This is a genomic window from Maribacter litopenaei (genome assembly GCF_025244665.1).
Taxonomy (GTDB): Bacteria; Bacteroidota; Bacteroidia; order Flavobacteriales; family Flavobacteriaceae; genus Maribacter; species Maribacter litopenaei.
In genome coordinates this window covers 1,604,487-1,630,168 of record NZ_CP104205.1, presented here as the reverse complement: position 1 = coordinate 1,630,168, position 25,682 = coordinate 1,604,487, and the positions used below count along the sequence as shown (strand labels likewise).

21 protein-coding genes and 10 pseudogenes are annotated in these 25,682 nt (G+C 38.7%); 22 read left to right on the top strand and 9 right to left on the bottom strand.

Features of this window, described 5'->3' with window-relative positions; translation table 11 throughout:
* The first annotated feature begins 2 nt into the window (after positions 1–2).
* The 6 genes and pseudogenes from NYZ99_RS08615 to NYZ99_RS08590 all read left to right on the top strand — a co-directional run bounded on the left by NYZ99_RS08615 (position 3) and on the right by NYZ99_RS08590 (position 7,127).
* Positions 3–530, top strand: coding sequence for a KdsC family phosphatase (locus NYZ99_RS08615; RefSeq protein ID WP_260574878.1), 528 nt, complete (start codon positions 3–5; stop codon positions 528–530).
* Between the two features lie 2 nt (positions 531–532).
* Complete coding sequence (locus NYZ99_RS08610) at positions 533–1,123, top strand: Maf-like protein (protein ID WP_260574877.1); 591 nt, start codon at positions 533–535, stop codon at positions 1,121–1,123.
* Between the two features lie 32 nt (positions 1,124–1,155).
* Positions 1,156–1,764: a hypothetical protein gene (locus NYZ99_RS21680; RefSeq protein ID WP_338039404.1), complete on the top strand. Its 609-nt coding sequence runs from the start codon at positions 1,156–1,158 to the stop codon at positions 1,762–1,764.
* A gap of 344 nt (positions 1,765–2,108) precedes the next feature.
* Complete coding sequence (locus NYZ99_RS08600) at positions 2,109–2,675, top strand: mechanosensitive ion channel family protein (RefSeq protein WP_260574876.1); 567 nt, start codon at positions 2,109–2,111, stop codon at positions 2,673–2,675.
* A 76-nt stretch (positions 2,676–2,751) separates the two neighbouring features.
* Positions 2,752–5,284: pseudogene (locus NYZ99_RS08595) on the top strand (PIG-L family deacetylase).
* 111 nt (positions 5,285–5,395) lie between these two features.
* Positions 5,396–7,127 (top strand): annotated as a pseudogene (locus NYZ99_RS08590) (sodium:solute symporter family protein).
* Positions 7,128–7,501: 374 nt separating this feature from the next.
* Here the strand turns inward: NYZ99_RS08590 and NYZ99_RS08585 are convergent.
* The 3 genes from NYZ99_RS08585 to NYZ99_RS08575 form a co-directional block, all read right to left on the bottom strand.
* Positions 7,502–8,344: a DUF2911 domain-containing protein gene (locus NYZ99_RS08585; protein WP_260574875.1), complete on the bottom strand. Its 843-nt coding sequence runs from the start codon at positions 8,342–8,344 to the stop codon at positions 7,502–7,504.
* Between the two features lie 89 nt (positions 8,345–8,433).
* A complete protein-coding gene (locus NYZ99_RS08580) occupies positions 8,434–8,754 on the bottom strand; it encodes a hypothetical protein (protein ID WP_260574874.1) in 321 nt (106 codons plus the stop codon).
* A 7-nt stretch (positions 8,755–8,761) separates the two neighbouring features.
* Positions 8,762–9,586 carry a T9SS C-terminal target domain-containing protein gene (locus NYZ99_RS08575; protein ID WP_260574873.1) on the bottom strand — a complete coding sequence of 275 codons (825 nt, stop codon included), beginning with the start codon at positions 9,584–9,586 and terminating at the stop codon, positions 8,762–8,764.
* A 198-nt stretch (positions 9,587–9,784) separates the two neighbouring features.
* Here NYZ99_RS08575 and NYZ99_RS08570 point away from each other — a divergent pair.
* The 3 pseudogenes from NYZ99_RS08570 to NYZ99_RS08560 all read left to right on the top strand — a co-directional run bounded on the left by NYZ99_RS08570 (position 9,785) and on the right by NYZ99_RS08560 (position 12,282).
* A pseudogene (locus NYZ99_RS08570) lies at positions 9,785–10,281 on the top strand (SRPBCC family protein).
* Positions 10,282–10,967 (top strand): annotated as a pseudogene (locus NYZ99_RS08565) (SDR family NAD(P)-dependent oxidoreductase).
* Positions 10,968–12,282: pseudogene (locus NYZ99_RS08560) on the top strand (cryptochrome/photolyase family protein). It abuts the pseudogene before it with no gap.
* Here NYZ99_RS08560 and NYZ99_RS08555 read toward each other — a convergent pair.
* Together NYZ99_RS08555 and NYZ99_RS08550 are read right to left on the bottom strand one after the other, a co-directional pair.
* Positions 12,283–12,558 (bottom strand): annotated as a pseudogene (locus NYZ99_RS08555) (DUF6340 family protein); the annotation flags it as partial.
* A 95-nt stretch (positions 12,559–12,653) separates the two neighbouring features.
* Positions 12,654–13,343 (bottom strand): DUF6340 family protein, encoded by a 690-nt coding sequence (locus NYZ99_RS08550; RefSeq protein WP_260574872.1) that lies wholly within the window; start codon positions 13,341–13,343, stop codon positions 12,654–12,656.
* A gap of 260 nt (positions 13,344–13,603) precedes the next feature.
* Between NYZ99_RS08550 and NYZ99_RS08545 the strand changes: the two are divergent.
* The 6 genes and pseudogenes from NYZ99_RS08545 (at position 13,604) to NYZ99_RS08525 (ending at position 17,591) form a co-directional block, all read left to right on the top strand.
* Positions 13,604–15,038: pseudogene (locus NYZ99_RS08545) on the top strand (amidohydrolase).
* A 23-nt stretch (positions 15,039–15,061) separates the two neighbouring features.
* A complete protein-coding gene (locus NYZ99_RS22885) occupies positions 15,062–15,394 on the top strand; it encodes a lysoplasmalogenase family protein (RefSeq protein WP_420845205.1) in 333 nt (110 codons plus the stop codon).
* Complete coding sequence (locus NYZ99_RS08540) at positions 15,360–15,755, top strand: lysoplasmalogenase (protein WP_420845204.1); 396 nt, start codon at positions 15,360–15,362, stop codon at positions 15,753–15,755. Before NYZ99_RS22885 ends, NYZ99_RS08540 begins: the two co-directional genes overlap by 35 nt.
* A gap of 42 nt (positions 15,756–15,797) precedes the next feature.
* The gene (locus NYZ99_RS08535; protein ID WP_260574867.1) at positions 15,798–16,241 is read left to right on the top strand and encodes a VOC family protein; all 444 of its coding nucleotides are present in this window, start codon (positions 15,798–15,800) and stop codon (positions 16,239–16,241) included.
* Positions 16,242–16,282: 41 nt separating this feature from the next.
* Positions 16,283–16,657 (top strand): GNAT family N-acetyltransferase, encoded by a 375-nt coding sequence (locus NYZ99_RS08530; protein ID WP_260574866.1) that lies wholly within the window; start codon positions 16,283–16,285, stop codon positions 16,655–16,657.
* Between the two features lie 82 nt (positions 16,658–16,739).
* Complete coding sequence (locus NYZ99_RS08525; RefSeq protein WP_338039401.1) at positions 16,740–17,591, top strand: pirin family protein; 852 nt, start codon at positions 16,740–16,742, stop codon at positions 17,589–17,591.
* A 160-nt stretch (positions 17,592–17,751) separates the two neighbouring features.
* Here the strand turns inward: NYZ99_RS08525 and murA are convergent.
* From murA to NYZ99_RS08510, 3 genes and pseudogenes are all read right to left on the bottom strand, one after another.
* Positions 17,752–19,060 (bottom strand): annotated as a pseudogene (murA, locus tag NYZ99_RS08520) (UDP-N-acetylglucosamine 1-carboxyvinyltransferase).
* A 15-nt stretch (positions 19,061–19,075) separates the two neighbouring features.
* Positions 19,076–19,724: pseudogene (locus NYZ99_RS08515) on the bottom strand (DUF4290 domain-containing protein).
* 192 nt (positions 19,725–19,916) lie between these two features.
* Positions 19,917–20,204: a DUF493 domain-containing protein gene (locus tag NYZ99_RS08510; protein WP_260574865.1), complete on the bottom strand. Its 288-nt coding sequence runs from the start codon at positions 20,202–20,204 to the stop codon at positions 19,917–19,919.
* Positions 20,205–20,291: 87 nt separating this feature from the next.
* Between NYZ99_RS08510 and NYZ99_RS08505 the strand changes: the two genes are divergently transcribed.
* From NYZ99_RS08505 to NYZ99_RS08475, 7 genes and pseudogenes are all read left to right on the top strand, one after another.
* Entirely contained in the window at positions 20,292–20,852 is a 561-nt protein-coding gene (locus NYZ99_RS08505) for an AAA family ATPase (protein ID WP_260574864.1), read from the top strand.
* Positions 20,853–21,251 (top strand): DEAD/DEAH box helicase, encoded by a 399-nt coding sequence (locus tag NYZ99_RS08500; RefSeq protein WP_260574863.1) that lies wholly within the window; start codon positions 20,853–20,855, stop codon positions 21,249–21,251. It begins immediately after the preceding gene.
* 80 nt (positions 21,252–21,331) lie between these two features.
* Positions 21,332–21,805: a helicase-related protein gene (locus NYZ99_RS08495; protein WP_260574862.1), complete on the top strand. Its 474-nt coding sequence runs from the start codon at positions 21,332–21,334 to the stop codon at positions 21,803–21,805.
* Positions 21,806–21,824: 19 nt separating this feature from the next.
* Positions 21,825–22,679, top strand: coding sequence for a RecQ family zinc-binding domain-containing protein (locus tag NYZ99_RS08490; protein WP_260574861.1), 855 nt, complete (start codon positions 21,825–21,827; stop codon positions 22,677–22,679).
* Between the two features lie 70 nt (positions 22,680–22,749).
* Positions 22,750–23,697, top strand: coding sequence for a methionyl-tRNA formyltransferase (fmt, locus tag NYZ99_RS08485; protein WP_260574860.1), 948 nt, complete (start codon positions 22,750–22,752; stop codon positions 23,695–23,697).
* A 176-nt stretch (positions 23,698–23,873) separates the two neighbouring features.
* Positions 23,874–24,146 (top strand): annotated as a pseudogene (locus tag NYZ99_RS08480) (HU family DNA-binding protein).
* Positions 24,147–24,258: 112 nt separating this feature from the next.
* A complete protein-coding gene (locus NYZ99_RS08475; protein ID WP_260574858.1) occupies positions 24,259–24,819 on the top strand; it encodes a YqgE/AlgH family protein in 561 nt (186 codons plus the stop codon).
* Here the strand turns inward: NYZ99_RS08475 and NYZ99_RS08470 are convergent.
* A complete protein-coding gene (locus tag NYZ99_RS08470) occupies positions 24,816–25,661 on the bottom strand; it encodes an aminotransferase class IV (protein ID WP_260574854.1) in 846 nt (281 codons plus the stop codon). The genes NYZ99_RS08475 and NYZ99_RS08470 overlap by 4 nt on opposite strands.
* Between the last annotated feature and the right edge of the window lie 21 nt (positions 25,662–25,682).

The window sequence follows — 25,682 nt, the reverse complement described above, 5'->3', positions numbered from 1 at the left end:
TCATGAAAAAAAGTTATAAGGAATATTTGAAGGACATTACCACCTTTATTTTTGATGTAGACGGTGTATTAACGGATGGTTCTGTCCTAGTGACCACTGATGGTGAAATGCTACGCAAAATGAGCGTTAAGGATGGGTACGCACTTAAAGTGGCGATTGGTAAAGGCTATAACATATGTATAATTACTGGGAGATTCAATAATGGGGTGAAAAAGCGTTTGCAAGGCTTAGGAATTACCGATTTTTATATGGGCTCCCACCATAAAATCGATGCCTTGGAAGAGTATATGGATATATATGGAATTGATCCAAAAAATGTACTTTATATGGGCGATGATATACCGGATATTCCACCGATGAAGAAGGTGGGCGTTGCTTCCTGTCCCCAAAATGCGGTACCGGAAGTAAGGGCTATTTGCGACTATATATCACACATTAATGGCGGATCGGGATGTGCCAGGGATGTAATAGAACAAGTATTAAAAGTACGGGGAGACTGGATGGAAAATTTTAGTGCGGCCAACGATTAAGCATGATTTCCGAAAAACTAAAAGAACATAAACTAATATTGGCATCGGGTTCACCACGAAGAAGACAATTTTTTCAAGAGATGGGCTTAGATTTTGAAATAAGGTTGAATCCAATAGATGAAAGCTATCCCGAACATCTTAAAGGTGCCGAAATATCCGATTATCTTTCAAAATTAAAGGCTTCCGCCTTTGAAGGGACACTAAATCCCCATGAAATTTTAATCACCTCTGATACCGTAGTTTGGCATAAAAATACATCCTTGGCCAAAGCGGCCAATGCAGATGAGGCTTTTCACATGATCACTACTCTTTCCGGGGATTGGCATGAAGTTATCACCTCGGTTTGTTTTACCACTACGCAAAAGCAGATGATAAAGAACAGCGTCACTAAAGTGAAGTTCAAAAACTTGACGGATGCCGAAATACATTTCTATATTGAACGTTATGAGCCGTTCGACAAAGCTGGTGCCTATGGAATCCAAGAGTGGATTGGTCTTATTGGAATTGAACAGATTCAAGGCTCCTATACAAATGTTGTAGGTCTACCTACCCAACTGGTGTATGAAACCCTTCACAATATGGTTTCCAAATAGTTTTTCTTTAATTTTAAGAAAAATAGTAACCTATGTTTAAAAAATGGTTGGCCTTAGAAGTATCGGTTCTCCTTTCAGCCCTATTATTCACAGGATTTCAATCCTGCAATACGAAAGAATCTACTAATTCTAAGGAAGAAATGACATCCTCACAGAAGGAACCAGATGTCCCACGGAAAAATCTTTCTCAGGAATTCAAGGATTATTGGTACTCGGGAACAGCAGAAATTACATCTTATGAATTAGAGCAAGCTCGCTATGGCGAGATAAGAAAGGGGAAGTCGGTTATGATTTATGTTACCGAACCATTTTTGAGTGAAAAACAGGTTAAAGCGGATAACAGCTCCCCTAACAATGTTCCCGTGCTAAAATTGAACGCAACTAAGAAATACCTCACCGGAATCTACCCCTACTCTATTATGACGAGTAGTTTTTATCCGGTATATGATAACCAACATGCATTAAAAGTTTCCTTTTCAGCACAGGAATGGTGTGGTCATGTGTATGCCCAAATAAATAACAGGGACGAATTTCAAGTAACTTCACACTCGTATTTTGAGTCTGAAGCCGATCAAAGTTTTGGATTGAATAAAACACTATTGGAAAACGAATTGTGGAACAAAATAAAAATTAGCCCGTAAGATCTACCCCAGGGAACACTTCAAATAATTCCTTCCCTAGAATTCGTCAGGCTTAGCCACAAGGAGCTTAAAGCCTATAAAGCAGAGGCTGTTCTAAACAGTTCGGACGAATTTTACACCTATGAAATTAACTATCCCGAATTAGACAGAAACCTTACCATTACCTTTAGAAAGGTATTTCCCTATAGCATTGAAGGCTGGTCAGAAACCGTGAAAAGTGGGTTTGGACTGAAGCCCAGTCACTTACTTCAAAAGCTACAAAAATCAAAACCATTAATACCCCTTACTGGCAACAAAATAACAATAAGGATTTATATTTGCGAGACAGTTTAGGCATTTAGTATATGGAAGAATTTATTGCAGACCACAAGAGCAGTATGCTCTTTAGTCTCATCCTTTTTATTTTAATAATAACACTTAAAATCATCTTTACTTCCATAGCAAGGAAGGTGGGTAAATTGAGTGATTTTAATCCGGTAAGAACTAACCTGATTATAAAGTATATCAATATTGTCCTTACCACTTTGGCCATTATCACCTTAACATTTATCTCGGGAGTAAATTATAAAGACCTTGGCGTGCTACTTTCGTCCGTCTTTGCGGTCATTGGTGTGGCACTCTTTGCCCAATGGTCTATTTTAAGCAATATAACCGCTGGGGTTATCATTTTCTTTTCCTTTCCTTTTAAAATTGGAAACACCATAAGAATTATGGATAAGGAAATTTTGGATCCCGACAATCCCGAAAGAGAAGTGTTCGTCATTGAGGATATCAAGGCATTCCATCTGCATTTGAGAAGTCCCAAGGGGGAAATTATTACCTACCCCAATAGCTTGGTCTTACAAAAAGGGGTTGTATTGATTTCTACCTATAAAGATGAAGAAATAGAAGAGCCAAAAGAAAACAGTTAGTCTGTTAAAGAAGTCGTAAAAACCTGTCTTAGGGACGCAATCTTGTTATCTTTGGACTAGACCAAAAACCAATCTCATGCGCCATTTTGCCATTTTCTTCCTTTCATTCATTCTCATAGGAACTAAAGTTTTTGCCCAAACTCCAAAAAATCATAGTCCGGCAGACATCTTTCACGAAATTCAAAAGCTCAACTTTTTAGGAACAGCTTTATATATAGCCGCCCATCCTGACGACGAGAATACGAGGTTAATATCTTATTTATCCAACAACGTGCATGCCAGGACGGGATATCTCTCTATGACTAGAGGAGATGGTGGACAAAATCTCATTGGCCCGTAATTAAGAGAGTTATTAGGAGTTTTAAGAACACAGGAATTATTGGCCGCCAGAAGGGTCGATGGAGGTGAACAGTTATTTACGAGGGCAGTTGATTTTGGATATTCTAAAAATCCCAAGGAGACTTTAGAAATTTGGGACAAGGATTTGATATTGGGAGATGTTGTTACGGCAATCCGCAAATTTAAACCGGATGTCATCGTCAATAGATTTGATCATAGAAGTCCAGGCACTACCCATGGGCATCATACTTCATCAGCAATGCTTAGTGTTGAAGCCTTTGATATGGCCGGTGACCCCACTGCCTTTCCGAGACAGATTGGAAAATACTGATACTTGGCAACCCAAACGCTTGTTTTTCAACACCTCTTGGTGGTTCTATGGCAGTAGGGAAAAATTTGAACAGGCGGATAAATCCAGATTACTAAACGTTGATATAGGTACTTATTATCCCATATTAGGCATGTCCAATAACGAGATTGCCTCTTTGGCCAGTAGCCAACATCTTTGTCAAGGGTTTGGAAGAATAAGTTCAAGAGGATCTGAAGAGGAATACCTAGAGCTCCTTAAGGGCGACCTTCCCGAAAACAAAGAAAATCTCTTTGAAGGTATCAATACCACTTGGACTCGGGTTGAAGGAGGAAAGGGAATAGGCGCAATACTAAACAAGGTCGAAGCTGAATTTAATTTCAAAGATCCTTCCGTTCATTTACCCGATTTGGTCATGGCTTATCAACTTTTACAAAAAATAGAGGATACACATTGGAGGGACCTTAAGTCGAAAGAACTTAAGGCAATTATTGAAGAAGTTGCAGGATTACATCTAGAAGCTTTTACTGACCAGGCCTACTCTAACCCTGGTGAAAGTATAAAAGTTAGTCTGGAAGTCGTCAATAGAAGCAACAAGAAAATCAGCTTGGAATCAGTTTTCTTAAATGGTGAGTCCAAATTCAACGAACCAGTAAATTTAAAGGATAACGAGTTATTTCAAAAGGAACTATCAATCGTCATACCAAAAACTACGGAGTATACCAGTCCGTATTGGTTAATGGAAAAAGGAACCCTTGGCACCTATAAAGTTCCCGATCCAGAATTGATAGGAAAACCCGAAACACCAAGGGCCTTTGGGGCGACCTTTAATTTAAGTATTGATGGGGTCAAAATCCCAATAACTAAGGATATATCCTTTAAATATGGCAAACCTGATAAGGGTGAAATTTACCAACCTTTTGAAATCGTCCCCAAAGCTACGTCAAGACTACAGGATAAAGTAATTATTTTTTCGGACGGTACACCAAAGCAAATTCCAGTAACCGTAAAAGCCCACAAGGATAATGTTTCCGGTAGTGTTTCCTTAAAAATTGGGAAAGATTGGATCTTGGATACACCATCCCAATCCTTTAATATAGAAAAGAAGGGTGATGAACAAATTCCGGTATTTACCCTTTCACCCCCGACCTCAGAAAATGAAGCCTATCTAACCTCCGTGGTACAGATTGAAGGCGAAGAAATTTCAAAAGAACTGGTAACTATTGCCTATGACCATATTCCAACACAAACAGTGTTGATGCCTTCTGAAGCCAAGGTAGTTCGCTTGGATATTCATAAAGCTGGTCAGAATATAGGATATATAATGGGTGCTGGCGACGATGTTCCGACAAGTTTGGAACAAATTGGATATACCGTGCATATGATTGACCCTGTTGATATCAACGAAAATTCTTTGAATAAGTACGATGCAGTAGTTTTAGGAATTAGAGCTTATAACGTGTTGAACGAGTTAAGTTTTAAGCAACGATACATCCTTGACTACGCAAAAGATGGCGGTACCGTAATCGTTCAATATAATACCGCAGGAAGATGGGCCGATCAGTTTGAACAGATAGCACCTTACGACCTGCAAATTTCAAGGGACCGTGTTACCAATGAAAATTCTGAAGTTAAAATTATCGCGAAAGACAACGATTTGGTAAATTATCCCAACAAAATCACTTCAGATGATTTTAAAGGATGGGTACAAGAAAGGGGATTATATTTTCCTGATAAATGGAGTAAAGAATTTACACCTATTCTAGAAATGCATGATGAAGGGGAAAAGACAACAAAAGGTAGCTTACTTGTAGCTCCTTACGGAGAAGGTCATTATATTTATACGGGCCTTAGCTTTTTTAGGGAGCTACCCGCAGGTGTTCCCGGGGCCTATAAATTATTCTCTAACATGTTATCCATTGGAAAGGATAACTTGGTGAAAAAGGAACAAATCAAAGGATGAGCCGAGAAAAGGACGAACATAAAAGTTGGAAGCGGGAGTATTCCCTCGTTCTAATTCTTAATCTCATTTATATTTTTGTTTTTTACCTCATAATGACTTCATACAATTAAAATGGGCGCATTAGACTGGACTATTCTTTGTGGCACCCTATTATTTATAGTTTCCTATGGGGTTTGGAAAACCAAGGGAAGTGCCAACGTTGACGATTATGTCAAAGGTGGAAGTGAAGCCCAATGGTGGACTATCGGGCTTTCCGTAATGGCAACCCAGGCCAGTGCCATTACATTTTTATCTACTCCGGGTCAGGCCTTTCATGATGGTATGGGCTTTGTACAGTTCTACTTTGGGCTTCCTCTCGCCATGATTATCATCTGCTTGGTGTTTGTCCCCATTTATCACCGAATGAAGGTATATACCGCCTACGAATTCCTTGAGGGGAGATTCGACCTTAAGACCAGATCTCTTGCAGCTATTCTCTTTTTAATTCAGCGGGGACTTGCTGCAGGAATTACCATATTTGCACCATCCATTATCCTTTCCGCTGTTTTGGGTTGGGATTTAGGCACTCTAAATATTATCATTGGAACTTTAGTAATAATCTATACAGTTTCAGGGGTACCAAGGCTGTTAGCGTGACACAAAAACAGCAGATGTTCATTATCATGACAGGTATGTTTGTGGCATTTTTCTTTATACTAGGATTCTTGCCTTCTGATATAACTTTTTCAAAAGCTCTAAAAATTGCAGGTGCTAGCAATAAGTTGAATATACTGGATTTTAGTATGAACACTAAGAGCAGGTATACATTCGGAGCGGAATTACGGGTGGTTTGTTTTTAGCCTTGGCTTATTTTGGAACTGATCAGAGTCAAGTTCAACGATATTTGTCCGGTAAATCCATTCGCGAAAGTCAGCTCGGTTTGGTCTTTAATGCCATCTTCAAAATACCGATGCAGTTTTTTATTCTTTTGGTAGGGGTTATGGTATTTGTTTTTTACCAATACAATCCCTCTCCCTTGAATTTTAACCCTGCTGCCACCTCGGCCGTTATGGAATCCGAATATGCAGAAGACTATAAGATTCTTCAAGAAGGACAGGTAGCCTTGGAAGCTGAAAAGCGTATTGCCCAAAATCAATTTTCCGCTGCGTTGGACATCAAGGAATATACTGCAGTTCAAGAGGCAAAGCAACAGATTATCAGGATCAATCAAAAAGATAGTACAAACAGGGTGGCCGCGAAATCATTGATTTCTCAAGCCGATGATTCCATTGAAACGAATGACAAAGATTATGTATTCATCCACTTTATTCTTAATAATTTACCCAAAGGGTTGATAGGTCTTCTATTGGCAGTAATCCTCTCTGCGGCAATGTCATCTACGGCATCGGAGCTTAATGCCTTAGGAACCATTACGGCCTTGGACCTATATAAAAGAAATAAAAAAGGGAAGTTTACTGAAAAACACTATGTACTTGCGTCAAAAGGCTTTACGCTTGCTTGGGGAATTATAGCCATTTTGATTGCCTGCATTGCCAACCTTTTTGACAACCTTATTCAATTGGTCAACATCATTGGTAGTATATTTTATGGAAATGTACTCGGGATTTTCCTTTTGGCATTTTTCTTCAAATTCGTTAAAGGGAATGCCGTGTTCTTTGCCGCTATCATTACCCGCATTATCATATGTATCATTTATTACAATCTCATTCATATTTATCCGGCAGGTGAAGAAAAGCTGGGATATCTGTGGTTAAACTTTATTGGGGCTGCCTTGGTAATAATAACCGCCATAATTTTTGAGGCATTTGATAGGATGTTGAGCAAACCTCCAACGGCCAATTAAGATTCCTTTCTAAACATCTTCCTATTAGAAATCATACTAGGCCAATTATAATTGTGTTTTAAATGGATAGGGCACTACGGAACTAAATTTGATTTTACAGGTTTTGGAATAATTATACTTTCTAATAAAATTCTTTCAGGAATAATACTCATATGAATATCTTGAAATGGATATTTTTCTTAAGTCTTGAAGGTATTCTTGGTTACACATAAAGAATGAATGAACAGAAAGAATTTCGGGAAACAGGTAATGAGCATTCTAAAACGAAATTGGCGTTGAACAAGTAACCTAACTAACGTTTTGTCAGGTTATCTATAAAATAAAAAAAGCCCACAAAAATTTGATTTGTGGGCTTTTGAAACATTACAATATTTTTAGGCTCCCCATTCCTTTAAGGAATCCTCATTCATTTTTACATAGTCTGCATTTCCAGCTTCCTTGGCCTTGGCCAAAGATTTTTTCGCTGCTTCGATAGCACCTTTCTTATCACCAGATTTTGCTAGGATTAAAGATTGTTGTCTTAGCTGCCAATAAGCAGGATTTTCTGTCATGGACATTGCCTTGTCCATCCACTCTTTTGCCTTATTAATATCTTTACCTTCACTTAGAAAATATACTGCTGCCCCGTAATAATCACCTGCACCAGGCCCTGACATAACTTTGTTTATACTTTCCATTACTGCGGCATCAGTAGGCACCTCAATTGGAACTCCCACATATACTTGCTCCCACATGATGCCCAAATTAGCACTGCTAGATGTAATATCGTCAATGGTAATAGTAAATGTTTCTATAGGCATTTCAATAGGGTATACTGGTACGGTTGCCCTTGCAACTACTTTATTTTCGTCCCAATCAGAAGGAACTCCACCACCATCAACGTCCGTATAGAAAAAAACTTCCCATTCCTTTTCTCCAGGTTTTGTAAATATGGAATAGGTTCCCGCTTTAACGTCTTTTCCTGCAATTGTTACATCTGTATTAAAAGTAATTTTGGTATACGAATTCGCTCCCGTCCTCCATAGTTTTCCATAGGGAACCAAGTCTCCAAAAACAGTTCTTCCTCTCATGGAAGGTCTTGAATAATCCACACCGATAGAGGTCAAACCTACCATTTGGGTGAGTGCAGATGCCGGACTTGGAGCAGGAGTTCTAATTTGAGCTTCAAGCGATAAAGAAGCCACTATAGCCAATAAAAAAAGTACTACTTTGTTCATAGTTAATTGATTTAATTAGTTTTAACAAAACTAGCTATAAACCAAAATCCTATTTGTTAAGAAAGTATTAAATAACCTGGTATTTGACCCTAATACAGTGCGAAGGGCACTGCTATGGTACCTGTGTTCAAATAGGCCGCGAAATAAAAGATACCTGGATCAAATACATTTCTTGAAATTAAACCTCTTGAGTTGGTATCTTCGTCAGAAATCCATAGTAGTTTACCTGTAGCATCAAAAATGGCGCTGCCAAAAACCGTATTTTGTGTTCGTATATCATATACAAACTCATCTAAACTCTGATCTTTGTAAATGATGATGGTCTCGTCCTGTTCATTTTCCGTTGGCTCCTCGGGATTTTCCGGTTCTTCTACAGGAACTTCAGATTTTGGAAATTCCACTTTGAACAATCGTGCGTCACTGGTGATGGAAGGAGTTTGCCTTGAAAAATATTCGGAAGTAATATAAAGTTGATTGGTATCTGTCTCGGGTGATACCTTCTGTTTGAACAAAGGACAAACCCAAATCATAACCAATAAATGCACCATTGAAAATATTTGTTACATCTGAGTTTTCAAACTTTATCAAAAAAGGAGTCAAAATAGAGGAGTATCCAAGTAAATACAATTCGGAGGCTGTACTATCATAAACAGCATCTGTAACAAGACCTACTTCATTAATGGCACCTATTCTACTAGCCATATGACTTCCAATGGTTTTAGGTATCGAATAGGCTACGGAACCTTGGCTTTGCCATTGTTTTGTAAAGAGCACCAATTCATTTTCCAGTGCTATAAAAGCTTCGGCATCCCAGTCGGAATTGCCATTATTGTTAAAATCTTCCTGATCTTCATAGCTAAATTCGATTGCTTCTGCTTGCACCTGATCAGATGAAAGATAATCGCTTTTATTGATTCGGTATATGACCAAATCCATTCTTGTACCCACATTATTTCCGAAATCCCCAATGTATATGTAGGTATCATCCTGTGCTAATGCTTCCCAATCCTGGTTCTCAGCATTCGTAATGGTTATTTGTCTTGTAATCGCCAAGGAAGTGGTATCCATTTCATAAAGCACAGCCTCATTTCCCGAATCATTATGGGTAATCAAACGGTCGTTTAAGAATAGAAGCCCTGAAGACTCCCTCACAGTCGCATCCAAAAGCCCTACTTCAGTGACCGAATGTTGCGCCGTAATAACGGATACAAAAAGGAAAAAAAGTCCGGTAAAATTTTTCATGCCTTTGCTCACATTCTTCGGAAAATTACAAAATCATTTTTTTTACGGCACAATTGGGAATTTTTACACTTTTAAAGGCTTTCTTTAATCGATGAATACACTTGGCTGCCTTTGATAGGAAAACAAAGTTTATATTTTGTTTAACCAATTTTTATTTTAGTTAGACAATATTGGATATATATTTGTTAAAACAAATGTATGAAGCTATACCAACTAAAGTCAAAACAGTATCTGCCCATTAGTAAGTCGGAAGCATGGGAATTTCTATCAGATCCTACCAACTTAAAGGTCATAACTCCGGACCATATGGGTTTTGATATTCTTGATGGAGCAGATAGAAAAATGTTTCCGGGACAAATAATACAATACAATGTAAAACCCTTTCCTGGGTTTTCAACAAAATGGGTTACCGAAATTACCCATGTGCAAGAAGGAAGCTACTTTGTAGACGAACAGCGCTTTGGTCCTATAGTTTGTGGCACCATAAACATTTCATCAAAGAAGTTAAGGGCGGTATAGAAATGGAGGATGTCATTGATTATAAAATACCATTTGGACTTCTTGGTCAAATGGTCCATCCCTTTTTGGTGAAAAAGCAATTGCAACAAATTTTTAATTATAGGGAGCAAAAATTGACCTCACTTTTTGGTAATATGGTGGGAATGGAAAATACAATTGAATTTAAAAGTATTTAGATGAAAACGATTTTATTGATAGGCGGAACACAAGGTATAGGAGCAAATATTGTTAATCAACTAAAGGAATCACATAAATTGATTATCGCTTCCGAAGCGAATTTCCTGAATCACACGAAAACATAAATCATATAAAATTTGATGCTATGGAAGATTCCCTTAATACGGATGAACTTCCGGAGCTCGACGGATTTGTATATTGCCCAGGAAGCATTAATTTAAAACCCTTCAAAATGATGAGCCTGGACACTTTTGAAAAGGATATGGAAATTAATTTCTTTGGATTGATCAAGGTGGTAAAAGATATCATGCCCAAAATGAAAGAGGCTTCAAGTCTCGGTTTTTTCAGTACCGTGGCAGTCTCAAATGGCATGCCCTTCCATACAAGTGTAGCGGCCGCCAAGGGGGCCATTGAGGGATTTGCCAAATCCTTGGCTGCAGAATACGCACCAAAGCTGAGGGTTAACGTGGTAGCTCCGTCCTTAATTGATACTCCGCTGGCCAGCAGATTGCTCAACAACGACAAAAAAAGGGAATCCATGGGCGAAAGACACCCATTAAAAAGAGTAGGAAAACCGGAAGATATTGGCAACATCGTTTCTTTTCTCTTGGGTGAACAAAGTTCTTGGATGACCGGACAAGTCATTGGTGTAGATGGCGGAATCTCTACTTTAAACCTTAGTTAAATGTCCAAAGAAAAACTCAATATTTTCCGGTTTAGAAGAGATTTGCGATTGGATGACAATGTGGGATTTCTAGCAGCATTAAAGGCCGACCATAAAGTGTTGCCTATTTTTATTTTCGACTCCAATATTCTTTCAAAACTGCCCGAAGACGATGCAAGGGTAACCTTCATTTTTGAAACCTTGCAAAAAATGAGAAAGGAGCTGCAAGACGAATGGAACAGTTCACTGGCTATATACCATGGGTCTCCAAAGGAAATATTCAAGGGCTTAATTGAAGAACATAATATTGAGGCTGTCTTCACCAGCAGGGATTATGAACCCTATGCGAGAAAGCGGGATGAAGAAATAGAAAAGTTTTTAAATGAAAATGACATTGCTTTTAAGACTTTTAAGGATCAAGTGATTTTTGAAAAATCGGAAGTAGTGAAAGACGATGGCGACCCTTATGTGGTGTATACGCCTTACAAGAATAAATGGAAAGAAACCTTTGATAAGGGACAACATTTGGAAATTCATTATACCCATCGTTTTCTCGATAACTTAATTGAGAACACAAGACTCCCAAATCTATCGCTCAATGATCTAGGGTTTAAAAAATCCGATATTGAGGTTCCGGAATATACGGTAACCCCTACCCTTATTAACAACTATGAGGATACCAGGAACTTTCCCGCAAAGGAAAACGGAACTTCTAGGTTGGGACCTCATTTGAGGTTCGGTACGGTATCCGTACGAAAAATGATGAAGAAAGCCATCAATGAGGAAAATGAGGTGTTCGGAGCGAACTGATTTGGCGGGAGTTTTTTATGCAAATTCTTTGGCATTTCCCTCATACCACAGACAAGGCCTTTAAGCCCAAATATGACCGAATTGAATGGAGGAACAATGAGGATGAATTTGAAAAATGGAAGAACGGCCGGACGGGATATGCCCTAGTAGACGCAGGAATGCGAGAGCTAAATAACACGGGTTATATGCACAACCGGGTGCGAATGTTAGTTGCAAGCTTCCTGTGCAAACATCTGTTAATCGATTGGCGTTGGGGCGAAGCATATTTTGCCGAAAAACTCTTGGATTATGAAATGAGTTCTAATGTGGGCAATTGGCAATGGGCGGCAGGAAGTGGTGTGGATGCAGCACCTTACTTTAGGATATTCAACCCCATGACTCAAGTGGATAAATTCGATAAACAAAAAGAATATATCAACAAATGGGTCCCGAACTACAAGAACTTAATTATCCCGACAAAATGGTCGATCATAAGATGGCCCGAGAACGCTGCTTGGAAACCTATAAAGAGGCGCTTAACAATTGATTATTTAGATAGCTGATCAAAGCTTGCCTCCAGCCGTTGCTGCTCTGCAATTCTTCTCCTTAAGATATTCACGTAGGTAAGTGCTAATCTCGTTTCATAATCGGAATAAGAAGTAGAAGCAAACTCCAACGCTTTTTCCAAGTCACCATTAATTTCATTGATAATGGCCATATTGTAGTGGGCCCTTCCGGCAACCTTAAAGTTTCCATTATCTAGTTCTGACGCCCATAGATCAGCGGCACCATCCCAATTACCCGTTCTTGCCCTTCTCATAGCAACCTTAAAATTATTGGTTCCCCTAACGAAGTAATCCCTGGCTACGCGTACATTTACTGGTCTCGGTCAAGAGTCCATAATCCACACCGGTATTATTACTTATCTCGGAGGACGCCCTCTTTTCTTCCCGCAATGGCCTCGAAAGCTTTCACAGGATTAATGCCCTCACCTACCGATGTTAGGTAGTCATTGAAAATATATTCGTCCAACAAGCTTTTTGTAACGGGATCATAAACCCTCCAACCATTTTTAACTACGGTATTTAGAGTTAATCTATGCCCTGGAATACCAACATTAATTCCAATATTGTTTGGTATGTTTACTGTTGTTAGTTCATAACTGGGAGCAGTGTCCGTGTCATAAAACTCTAAGGAAAACAGAATGTCTACATCATTATCACGACAAATTTCTGCTACCAAATCTGTTGGTAATGCCGCCGGAAATACCCCCAACCCTTTTCGTTGCCCTTCGATATTGTCAATAAGCTTAACAACTTCAAACCTGTTATCTCTACTTAATTCGTCAATAAGGCCTTGAATAGCATATTCCGCTCCTTCCTTGTCCAAATTCAAACCTTCTAAAGACAATATCTTGTCCAATTTGTCCAACTTGTTATTCTCTTCGGATGGAATACTTCTATTGATGATGCCTATTTTGGTTACATTAGTTGGTATGGCTATACGTGGTGCTTGGGTTACTCCCATGGTTAACCTATTGGTGGAACTACAGGAAGAGTTGATAATTAGTATGCCAACTAACAAAAATAAAAGGCTACACTTTTTCATAACATTGAATTTTGGGACTTAATTGATTGATATATAACGAAAAACCATGCCATTAATTATATACTAAGTTTAAAACCCGGAAATTCAAAGGATTTTATTTCTTATAAATTCTTAGAAAAGAATCTAAAAAAATGCATAAATCACATTGATAACTACTTCGTTCAATTCTTATAATACCCTATATTTACTGAGTCTTATAATCATTCTTATGATTTTTTAAAAAAAATATCCATCAACCAATACCAAATGACTCGATGAAAATGAAAAACTTATTATTTCTAGGATTATGTCTAGGCCTATTGAATACGGTTCATGGGCAAAAAATGAGCAAAAACAAAAAAGAGGTTATTGCTTCTGTTGAAAAACACAAGGAACAACTAATCAAAATTAGTGACTCAATTTGGGCGCTGGCCGAAACAGCCTTTGATGAAACCGAATCATCCGAAATTCTCGCAGATTATGCGGAAAAAAATGGGCTTACAGTAACCAGAGGTGTCGCTGACATCCCTACGGCTTTTACCGCTACGTATGGATCCGGAAAACCTGTGATAAGTATTTTGGGCGAATTTGATGCCCTTCCGGGAATATCCCAAAAAGCAAGTCCGAGAAAAGTCACCTTTAAAAGAAGGGGCAGCAGGACATGGTTGCGGACATAATATGTTTGGCACTGCAAGTCTTGGAGCGGCCATCGCCATCAAGGAGCTTATGGATGCCGGTAAAATTAAGGGGACCGTTAAGTTTTTAGGAACCCCGGCGGAGGAAAAATATTTTGCAAAAGTTTGGATGGTGAAGGCAGGTCTTTGGGACGATGTAGACGTAAACGTAAGTTGGCATCCATCACCTGAAATAGAGGCCGACGTACAAACCGGACTTTCCTTGATTGATTTTATTGTTGAATTTTATGGCCAGGCCGCACATGCATCAGCAGATCCTTGGAACGGTAGAAGCGCCTCCGATGCTTTAGAGCTTTACACTACTGGAATCAATTACTACAGGGAACATATTCTACCTACATCAAGAATTCATTACCATATTCAGGATGGCGGTCAAGTTGTAAACGTAGTTCCGGATTATGCCAAACTTTGGGTACGAGTACGTGACCCTAAAAGATCCAAAATGTTGCCTACCTACGAGCGGGTTAAGGCCATGGCCGAAGGTGCTGCCATTATGGCCAATGTAGATTATAAAATTTCATTGGTATCGGGAATCTATGAGACTTTGGTAAATAGAACTGGAGGGGAAATCATGCAATCCAATTTGGAGCTTTTAGGTCCCATATCATACACTGATGAGGAAGAAGCCTTCGGTAGGGCCATTCAAAAAGCAACGGGTAAACCTGAAGTGGGTATGGACGGTAAAGTTCATCCTTTAAAGGAAACCGAGGAAAATCCCGGTGGAGGTTCCACGGATGTTGGTGATGTGAGCTGGAACGTTCCCAACATCAACCTGGGGGTAACAGTGGCTCCAAAAGGTACCCCTTGGCACTCTTGGGCCGTAGTCGCCTGTGGTGGTATGTCCATAGGTCATAAGGGAATGATACATGCCTCCAAGGCCATGGGGATGACCATGCTGGACCTCTTTGAAAATCCCAAAATGGTTGAAGAGGTAAAAGCCGAATTTAAAACAAGAAAAGGTGATGAGGTCTATGAGCCAATGATAGATGGCCCTCCACCAATTGGGGACGACAAGCCATAAGCTAACTATTACATCAATGAAAAATGGCCGAAAAAACGCAAAAAAACCTAGTGCATTTTTTTAGTAAGCACTTTATCTATGTATTTTCGGCCATTTTGCTTTTAGACCTTTGGGTAGATTCAAAAAATTCTGACATTCGATGGGCCACCAAACCTTGGTTGCTTATTTCCTTGATTTTATATTCTCTTTTATGGAAAAAGTCCATTCTAAAGACTGAATTTAAAGTACTGTTGGGAGGACTCCTTTTTTCCCTTGCGGGAGATATTTTTTTATTGAGGGATGAATCCATATTTTTTATTTACTGGTCTAACTTCATTTTTGTTGGCCCATATATGTTATATCCTCTTATTTTCTAAAGATTTGGCTTCCTCCATAAATTGGTACAAAATTACTATTGTAATAGCTGTTTTTGTTTACGCCATGTTGCTTTTCAATTACTTAAGTCCGCATCTAAACGATATGATGATTCCAGTAATCCTTTATATCCTAGCAATTATAGCTATGGTGACAATGGCTGTGCTTTGTAATGATAATTTGGATAAAGCCTACTACAATAAGGTCTTGATAGGGGCTTTATTGTTCATGGGTTCCGATAGTATTTTGGCCGTTGACAAATTTGTAAATCCTTTGCCTTATGCATCTATTATAATTATGACCAGCTACGCAGCGGCGCAGTATTTTATTGTAACGGGAGTCATTAAAAGGGCGTTACATTAGTCTCTCTTTTTATACGTATATTGACGTTTTAAACAATTTTAAATGAAAAATATTCTTTTAACCATTACCCTAATTTCATCGATAGCGGTTGGAGCACAATCCTTCGATTTTAAATACGATCATTATTCTCTCATTGTAAAGGACCTGGAAAAAACAGGGGAATTTTACAAGGAGGTACTGAGACTAAAGGAAATTCCGCACCCTTCGGCTACCAGTGGTTTTAGGTGGTTCGTGATCAATGGTAATTCTCAGTTGCATTTAATTGGGAAAGATAGTGTTGCCATGAAACATAGCAAAAGTGTCCATTTGTGTTTGGCCACACAGAAACTCGATGAATTTATCGCCTATTTGGAAGAGAAGGAAGTACCATATTCCGATTGGCCAGGAAAACCTAATGCAGTTACGCTAAGGGCTGATGGTGTAAGACAGATTTACGTCCAGAATCTCGAAAACAATTGGGTGGAAATCAATACGGCGGTACATTAAAGATTCCTGTATCACGGTATGATTATTAAAGCCTAAGTACAGTGGTAATTGAAAGTATATCTGCACAAGCTACTTGGCCCCTTAGACATCAGGTTATGTGGCCTAATCTTCCGCTGGACTTTGTAAAACTTGAAAATGATGTCGAAGGGTATCATTATGGCATTTTCTGCAATGAGAATATAGTAAGTTGTATTTCCTTATTTGTGCAAGATGGATCTGCTCAGTTTAGGAAACTTGCCACAAAGCAGGAATTCCAAAGAAAAGGGTACGCATCTGAACTCATAATTCATGTTGTAAATATTTGCCGCCAAATGAAGCTTAAAAAAATATGGTGTAATTCAAGAATGGACAAGACAGATTTTTACGAAAATTTTGGATTGGCCAAAACCAATGAATGCTTTATCAAGGGGGGATAGAATTTGTGGTGATGGAGCGTATTTTGTAAATTTTTTTAGGAACTGTAACTTTACATGTCTACTTGAACTTAATTTCAATTAAATGAGTGATACTATAATTCGAAAGTTTCCGCTTGGTTTTCAATGGCAGACCCAAGATCCCTTTTTGTTTTGCGTTCATCACTTGGACCATTTTCCAGAAGGCACGTCAGATTTAGATCCTAAACCTGAATTATTGGAAGGTAGACCGTTAGGAAGTGATTTTGACCCCAATCAAGATTGGCGAATGTATCATGGACAGACTATACCCGGATTCCCCGCACATCCTCATGTGGGCTTTGAAACGGTAACTGTGGTGAACCAAGGTTTTTGTGACCATTCTGACTCTTTAGGGGCTGCAGGTCGATTTGGTTTAGGAGATACCCAATGGATGACAGCGGGTGGCGGAGTTCAACATTCTGAAATGTTTCCTTTATTACACACGGACAAAGAAAACACTCCGGAACTTTTTCAAATTTGGTTGAACCTACCTAAAAAGTCCAAGTTTGCCGACCCACATTTTAAGATGTTATGGCATGAAGATATTCCTGTAATTAAAACAGAGGATACATCAATTACTGTTATCGCAGGGAACTTTAATAATACTTTAGCGCTTGATCCGCCACCAGATTCATGGGCATCTGAGTCTAAGAACAAGGTAGCTATTTGGAGTATTTCTGTTGAAGCAAATAGGGAACTGAGACTTCCAAAAGCAGAAATTGGGGTTAATCGTAGTATTTATTTTTATGATGGCGATGAAATCACCATCGGTACTGAAAAAATCTTGAAAAACTTTGGAATAGATATAGAACCCGATGCAGACATAATAATAAAGGCCGGTTCTAAAACAGCAAAAATACTAGTGCTACAGGGAGTCCCCATTAACGAGCCTGTTGCGCAACAGGTCCTTTCGTAATGAATACACGGGAAGAACTTCAAAAGGTATTTTCACAATTTAGATTGACCCAATTTGGAGGTTGGCCATGGCCGTATCCTGACAATGTACACGAAAAGGACTGAGGAAGGTTTGCCAAATATCCGGATGGTACTGTCATTGAAAAGTAAAATCTCAGTCTCTAGACCCTATCTATTTTTGCACCAATAGCCCGTAACCTAACGTCAATATTCTCATAGCCCCTATCGATTTGTTCAATATTGTGGATAATCGAAGTGCCTTTAGCAGAAAGGGCAGCTATTAGAAGAGAAACTCCTGCTCGTATATCTGGTGAGGTCATGGTAGTCGCTTTTAAGGTCGATTTAAAATTATGGCCCATTACTGCGGCACGATGCGGGTCGCAAAGAATGATTTTAGCGCCCATGTCCAAGAGTTTGTCCACAAAAAACAATCGGCTCTCGAACATTTTTTGATGAATAATCAATTCACCTTTAGCCTGGGTAGCTACCACAAGAATGATACTTAATAAATCCGGAGTCAACCCTGGCCATGGAGCATCCGCAATTGTCAAAATAGACCCATCAATATAGTTTTGAATTTCGTAGCCATCCTTGTGTACAGGAATGTAAATATCATCGCCCCTGCGTTCCAATTGAATACCCAACTTCCTAAAAACTGTTGGGATTTGACCCAAATCGTCCCAACTAACATTCTTAATTGTCAGTTCACTTTTGGTCATAGCGGCCGAGACCGATCCAGCTACCTATCTCAATCATATCGGGCAACATAGTATGCTCTGTTCCACCGAGTGATTCTACACCATCGATTACCAATAAATTGGAACCGACACCGTAAATTTTGGCGCCCATCCTATTGAGCATTTTACAAAGTTGTTGCAAATAAGGCTCACAAGCTGCATTGTAAATAGTGGTTTGACCTTTTGCGAGTACAGCGGCCATTAATATATTGGCCGTACCTGTTACTGAAGCCTCATCCAGCAACATATAGGTACCTTTTAGCTCCTTGGCCTCTACCCCATAAAAGTATTCCTCCCTATTGTATCTAAATTTGGCACCTAACTTAATAAAGCCTTCAAAATGAGTGTCCAAACGTCTTCTACCTATTTTATCACCACCCGGCTTAGGTATGTAACCTTTTCCAAAACGAGCCAATAAAGGATCTACCAACATTATGGATCCCCTAAGTCCCCTTCCATCCTGTTTGAACTGATCGGACTGCAAGTAGTCCAAATTGATATCATCGGCTTTAAAAGTGTAAGAGCCTTTACCCTTCTTTTGAATTTTGACCCCTAGGTCCTCTAAAAGAGAGATAAGTTTATTTACATCAACAATGTCAGGAATGTTATGTATGGTAACTTTTTCAGATGTCAAGAGCACTGCACACAAAATTTGCAATGCTTCATTTTTTGCACCTTGTGGTGTTATTTCACCGGAGAGTGAATGTCCACCTTCGATCTTGAATGTTCCCATCTAGGAAATGGAAGTTTAGTAGCGTTTTTTGCCGCGATTATTATTTCTATTCTTTTTACCGGAATTGAATCTGGGAGACTTGGCCACCTTATTCTTCAAGAATTGTCCACTGTCGGTTAGATTTTCGCCTTTTGCAGCCAAATCTATCTCGCCATTGCTGAGCTCATACAAATGGTTGAAAATGGCGGTATCATCCACAACTTCCTTGTTCCAGTTCAGGTAACACTTTTTCATATGATTGGCGATGGCATACTCTAATCCGAACGCTTATCACCCTTTTCCCACTTAACAGCAACATCGATCATTCGCTTAATGTTGTTACCATAAAATCTATATTTAGGATAATTTTGGGGATAATCCAAAGGCTCGGACGCTTTTGCAGCATTTCCTTAGATGTTATTGGAAAAGGTGATTCTACGTCCAATTTAAAATCGGACATAATAAAGAGTTGGTCCCATAATTTATGTTGGAAATCCGGAACATCCCTCAAGTGGGGTTGTAAATTGCCCATAACACTTATAATGGACTTTGCCACACGGTTACGCTCGGCAGGATCTTCTATTGTTACTGCATAGTCCACCATTTTTTGAAAATGCCTACCATATTCAGGGATAATCAATTGGGGACGCTCTGTATTGTATTCGAGGTTATTTACTAAATCCAAATTGGAAAATTTATCTTAAAATTGTTTGAAGAAGTATTCTTTTAACGCCTGCAAATTAATAAAATTATAGGTGAAATACTATTTTACCGGATAATCCAGATTATTAAAACTCCGAGGCCAGTATCAATTTCAATGGTTATTGGGAATACTTTGTTAAATCATGAGAACCTGACAGGCATGCGCCAAGGTTCTTTACAGGGAGATTACCCCTTCTATTGCCCCAACTTCCTTGTATTTGGCGACGACTTCATCTGGATCTTTTAAATTAACGGTAATCGATACACTGGTATATTTTCCATTCTTCGACTTTTTAGATTCAATTACCGCTCCCATATTATCGAATATCTTATGAATACCATTAATCTTTTCCTGATCTGACAATACTATGAATTTATATAGATAATTGGAGGGCCAAGAACTGGTAGCCAGTAATTGCTCTTTCAATTTACCATAAAACTCTTCAGAATTCTTTTCCGACATTACTTCCTTTTTTACAAAGATACGGGGATTTGGTTAGTTTTTTAATACCCATGGTTTCCGTATTTTTGATGGATAAACAGGTGTCGATTGGACTTCAAAAGAATTGTGATAACAGGTGCCCCAGGCACCGGGAAAACTTCGGTAATAAAATCCTTGGAAAATTCCGGGCACTACTGTTTCCATGAAATTATCCGCACAATGACCTTGGAAGCAAAAAAAAATCAGGAGCCAAATGCAATTCTAAGCAACCCAATTGATTTTGTAGACGATTCGCTAGCATTTAATCGGTCTCTTATAATGGGAAGACTGGAACAGTTTAATAAAGCCGTAAAAATAAAAAAGGAACTGATTTTTTATGATCGTGGAATACCGGATGTCTTAGCCTATATGGATTATTTTAAACAGGACTATAATCAAGATTTTAAGAATGTCTGCCAAGCCAATCGCTATGATGAAGTATTCATTCTACCCCCATGGGAGGAAATATATGAGCAGGACAACGAACGATTGGAGAGCTATCCACAAGCCGTTGACTTACATGTTCATCTAGAGGAAACATATGGCTCCTTTGGTTATAAAATTAATGAAGTACCATTTGGAACCGTAGCCGAAAGACTGAACTTTATTCTTAATAGAATTGGGAATTAGGTGAATTTTGAACCACATAAAATCCTTAGAGAATATTGGGGATATCCTCAATTTAAGGGATCACAGGAGAATATCATACGTGCTATTTTAAACGGTAGGGATGTCTTGGCGCTCCTGCCTACCGGAGGAGGGAAATCTATCTGCTTCCAAGTTCCTGCCATGGCAAAGGAAGGTATTTGTATTGTCATCTCACCGTTAATTTCATTGATTCAAAACCAGGTTTCCCAATTAAAAAATCTTGGAATCAAAGCTATTGGACTTACGGGGGGACTAAATTTTGAGGAGGTAGGCGACCTTTTGGACAATTGTGTTTATGGTGGGTACAAATTTCTATATCTATCGCCTGAGCGTCTAGAACAAGAATTGATTCAGGATAGAATACGCCGAGATGAACGTTAATTTTCACGGTCGTAGATGAGGCGCATTGTATCTCACAATGGGGACATGATTTTCGTCCGGCCTATTTAAAGTGCCAAGTGATGCGGGAACTACATCCCGAAGTTCCCATGATAGCATTGACGGCAACGGCCACTAAAAGAGTAGTCGCTGATATTGTTGGGCAGTTGCAGTTATTAAATCCCTTGATTGAAAAACAGTCATTTACAAGAGAAAATATCTCTTTTCAGGTCGATATTCATGAGGATAAACGATTTCAATTACTATACTATTGCAAACAACTTAAAACCAGCGGCATCGTTTATACCCGCTCACGAAAGGTTACTGAGGAATTAAGTTTGCTCCTATCCGAAAATGGTATTCCCAGTACTTTTTATCATGGCGGTATTCCCGAAAAGGACAAAAAGGATAAATTGCAAAAATGGCTTCAAAATGACATCAAAATTATGGTAGCTACCAATGCTTTTGGCATGGGTATAGATAAACCTGATGTTTCCTTGGTCATTCATTATCAAATTCCGAGACTGTATCGAAAATTATTTCCAGGAAGCAGGTAGGGCTGGAAGAAATGGGGACATGGCCAAAGCCATTCTCTTGACCAACAAAACGGACGAGGAACTCGTAAAAAAGCAATTTCTAAATGTTCTGCCGGACGTTGCCATGGTAAAATACATTTATAATAAACTAAACAATTATTTCCAGATTGCCTTTGGAGAGGGAAGTAATGAAAAGTACCGATTAAACTTCAATGAATTCTGCTCAGCTTACCAACTTAATTCAATGCTCGCCTACAATGTTCTTAAAATCTTGGATAGAAATTCGGTAATATCCTTGTCGGAGTCTTTTCACCGTATGTCCAGTATTTTATTTGTAAGCTCAAAAGAAAATCTCTTGAATTACTTGAATCGGAATTCCTTTATGGACGATTTGGTCAAATTAATATTAAGAACGTACGGAGGTATTTTTGAAAACCATACCGTTATCAACACCTTTAGCTTGGCCAAGAAAATAAACTATCCGGAGAAAAAGGTTTTGGAATTTCTTGAAATTTTGGAAAGGGACGAAATAATAGCATACCATGCTTCCCACAGTGATTTGGAAATCACTTTTTTGGTACCCAGGGAGGATGATCAAACCATCAATAGGTTTGCAAGAAATATAAAGAATCAGAACGAGTTAAAACAAACGCAGGTAGCGGCAATTCTAAACTATATTAATAACGATAAGGAATGCAGAAGCAAGCAGTTATTGAAGTATTTTGGAGAACAAGATGTAAAACCTTGTGGAGTTTGCGATATATGTTTGGGCGAGAGCAATCAAGATAGTGAACTGGATTATGTTAAAAAACAGGTTGTCAAATTGCTGAATTCCCAGGAGGCATCCTCCGAACATTGCTACATTTGTTACAATGTGGTTCTGATACTTTATTAAAAGTATTACAGGAGCTTTTGGAAGATGGGAAAATAGCCCTCAATTCCAAAAATGAATATAAAATTATCTAATGCAAGAATTAAGAATTGTTTTTATGGGAACTCCGGATTTTGCGGTGGGAATATTGGATGCCATCATCAAAAGCAGATATAAGGTGGTGGGAGTTATCACAGCACCGGACAGGCCTGCAGGGAGAGGAAGGAAAGTGAATGAATCAGCAGTTAAAAAATATGCTTTGGATATGGGCTTACCCATTTTACAACCAACCAATCTAAAAAGCGATGGGTTTTTAAAAGATTTGAAAGATTTAAATGCCAATCTCCAAGTAGTGGTTGCCTTTCGAATGTTGCCGGAGATAGTCTCGGTCAATGCCGAATTTGGAACTTTTAATCTGCATGCCTCTCTTTTACCACAGTACAGAGGAGCGGCTCCTATCAACTGGGCCATAATAAATGGAGAGAAAAAGACTGGCGTTACCACTTTTTTTATAGATGAAAAAATCGATACGGGTGCCGTTATCCTGCAAAAGGAAACTGACATCCTTCCGGATGAGGATGCAGGCTCCCTACACGATAGATTACTCTTACTTGGCGCGGAAGCGGTACTGGAAACGCTTGATAGGATAGCCGAGGGAAATTTGGATTCTACCCTGCAGACAAATGCCGGTGACTTAAAGGTGGCATATAAAATACATAGGGATACCTGTAAAATCAACTGGGAAAGGCCTTTGGATGAGATTTATAATTTTATAAGGGGGCTGAGTCCATACCCCGCCGCATGGAGTATTTTAAAGAATGGTGAGGAGGAAACAATCTTTAAGATTTATACTACTTCTAAAGAAAGGATTCAACATAATTTGGATTACGGAACATTGGTGTTTGACAAAAAAGAAATGAAAGTAGCCGTTAAAAATGGATTTCTAAATTTATTGGAAGTACAGGTTCAAGGGAAGAGGAAGATGAGCATCTCCGATTTGCTAAACGGGCTTCATCTCTCAAAAAATGCGCATCTTGGCTAAACCCCCGTCCCTATTGGGCTAGCTGAGAACGTAAAAAAAGCCCTACTTTATCAACAAACCCGCTGAGTTATCAACAAAATAAGGGATTTAGCCCTGTTTTACTTGCGTTGGTCGTAAATCCATATAAATTTGTTCTAGGTTTAAAATTATTTAACAACAATTAATTTAATCACATTATGAACAAAACAGAATTGATCGATGCAATGGCAGCAGACGCAGGCATCACTAAAGCAGCGGCTAAAAAGTCATTGGAGTCTTTCTTAGGAAATGTTGAAGGTGCTCTTAAAAAGGGCGATAGAGTTTCTCTAGTTGGTTTCGGATCTTGATCCGTGTCTAAAAGAAATGCAAGAGAAGGTAGAAACCCATCTACTGGTAAAACAATCCAAATCGCTGCAAAAAACGTTGTTAAGTTTAAGGCAGGTTCTGACTTAAGCGATGCAGTAAACTAAATATTTGCAAGTTTATCATATTAAAAGGCACTTTTATAGTGCCTTTTTTTATTGTCCATTTGGAAAATTAACTTGAATTGTCTTATTTTAGATACATACAGGTAGCTTAAAAATGGTCCATTTGAAGCCAAATAAGGGTAAGTTATTAATTGCAGAACCATCGTTAACCGGGGATGTTTCATTTAATAGATCTGTGATCCTACTAGCGGAGCACAATGAAGAAGGTTCCGTTGGTTTTATCCTGAACAAACCCTTGGAATACCAAATTAGTGACTTGGTTACCGAAATATCCAAACCTTTTCAAGTGTACAATGGAGGTCCTGTAGAACAGGACAATCTTTATTTTATCCATAAGGTACCCCATTTAATAGATAATAGTGTTGAAATATCTGACGGAATTTATTGGGGAGGTGACTTTGACAAAACCGTCGACCTAATTAATAACCATATAATTTCCGAGGATGACATTCGTTTCTTTTTGGGGTATTACGGGTGGTCATCCTTGCAATTGGATAAGGAGCTGTTATCGAAGTCTTGGATTGTTGTTAAAAATGAATACCGGAGTCAGATTATCCAGAAATCTTCAGGGGCTTTTTGGAAGGAAAAAATGCTGGAACTTGGAGGCGACTACCTCCTTTGGTCAAATGCTCCGGAAAATCCCAGTCTGAATTAATGGGCTAATCGAGCCAAGGTATTCAATCTGCCCACAAGCTTTTTAGAAATTTCTGAATTGAATTGTTTTTTTCGGTATTTGGTCACTGGAATAATACCACTAATGGTGTTGGTGATGAAAATTTCATCGGCTTTTTGAAGTTCAAATGGGGAAACACTTTCTGCCACTAAGTTGAAGCCTACATCGTCCTTTAACATTGAAATCAACTTCTTCCTAATGATTCCATTCAAACAACCATCCTCTAATGGAGGCGTTTTAATGGCACTACCTGACACCACAAATATATTTCCATTAATTGCCTCTACTACCGATTTTTCATTGTTCAGCAAAAAACAATTTTGATAATCGTTTTCCTTGGCATATACCCCTGCAACCACATTAAGTATTCGGTTGTTTGTTTTTAGATTGGATAGCATATCCTTATTTACAAAGAAGTCCTTGAAAAGTTCCACTTCATAGGGTGCTTCATCTAAAACATAAAATGGAGTCTTAAGTTCATTTACCTCCACCACATGGGAAATATCATTTGTGGAGGGGGTATAGAATCCACCATCATTTCTAAATACCACGAAACGAATTCTATGGGCGGGAGCATCTTTATTGGCCTTAATAGTTTTTTTAATTTCCTCTTCGAAAAACTCCATGGTAAAGTTCATGGGGATTTCCATTCGTAAAATCCTCATGGAGGACATGAGTCTTAGATAATGTTCTTCTAGAAAATAAATATTTCCATTTACCACCCTAATGGTCTCAAAAAGTGCGTCTCCATAACGAAAGCCCCGATTATTTTGGTTAAAAAAATGATGGTCTTTCGAGTCTATATCTCCATTAAAATTTACCATTAAAAAAGGCCTTTATATTAA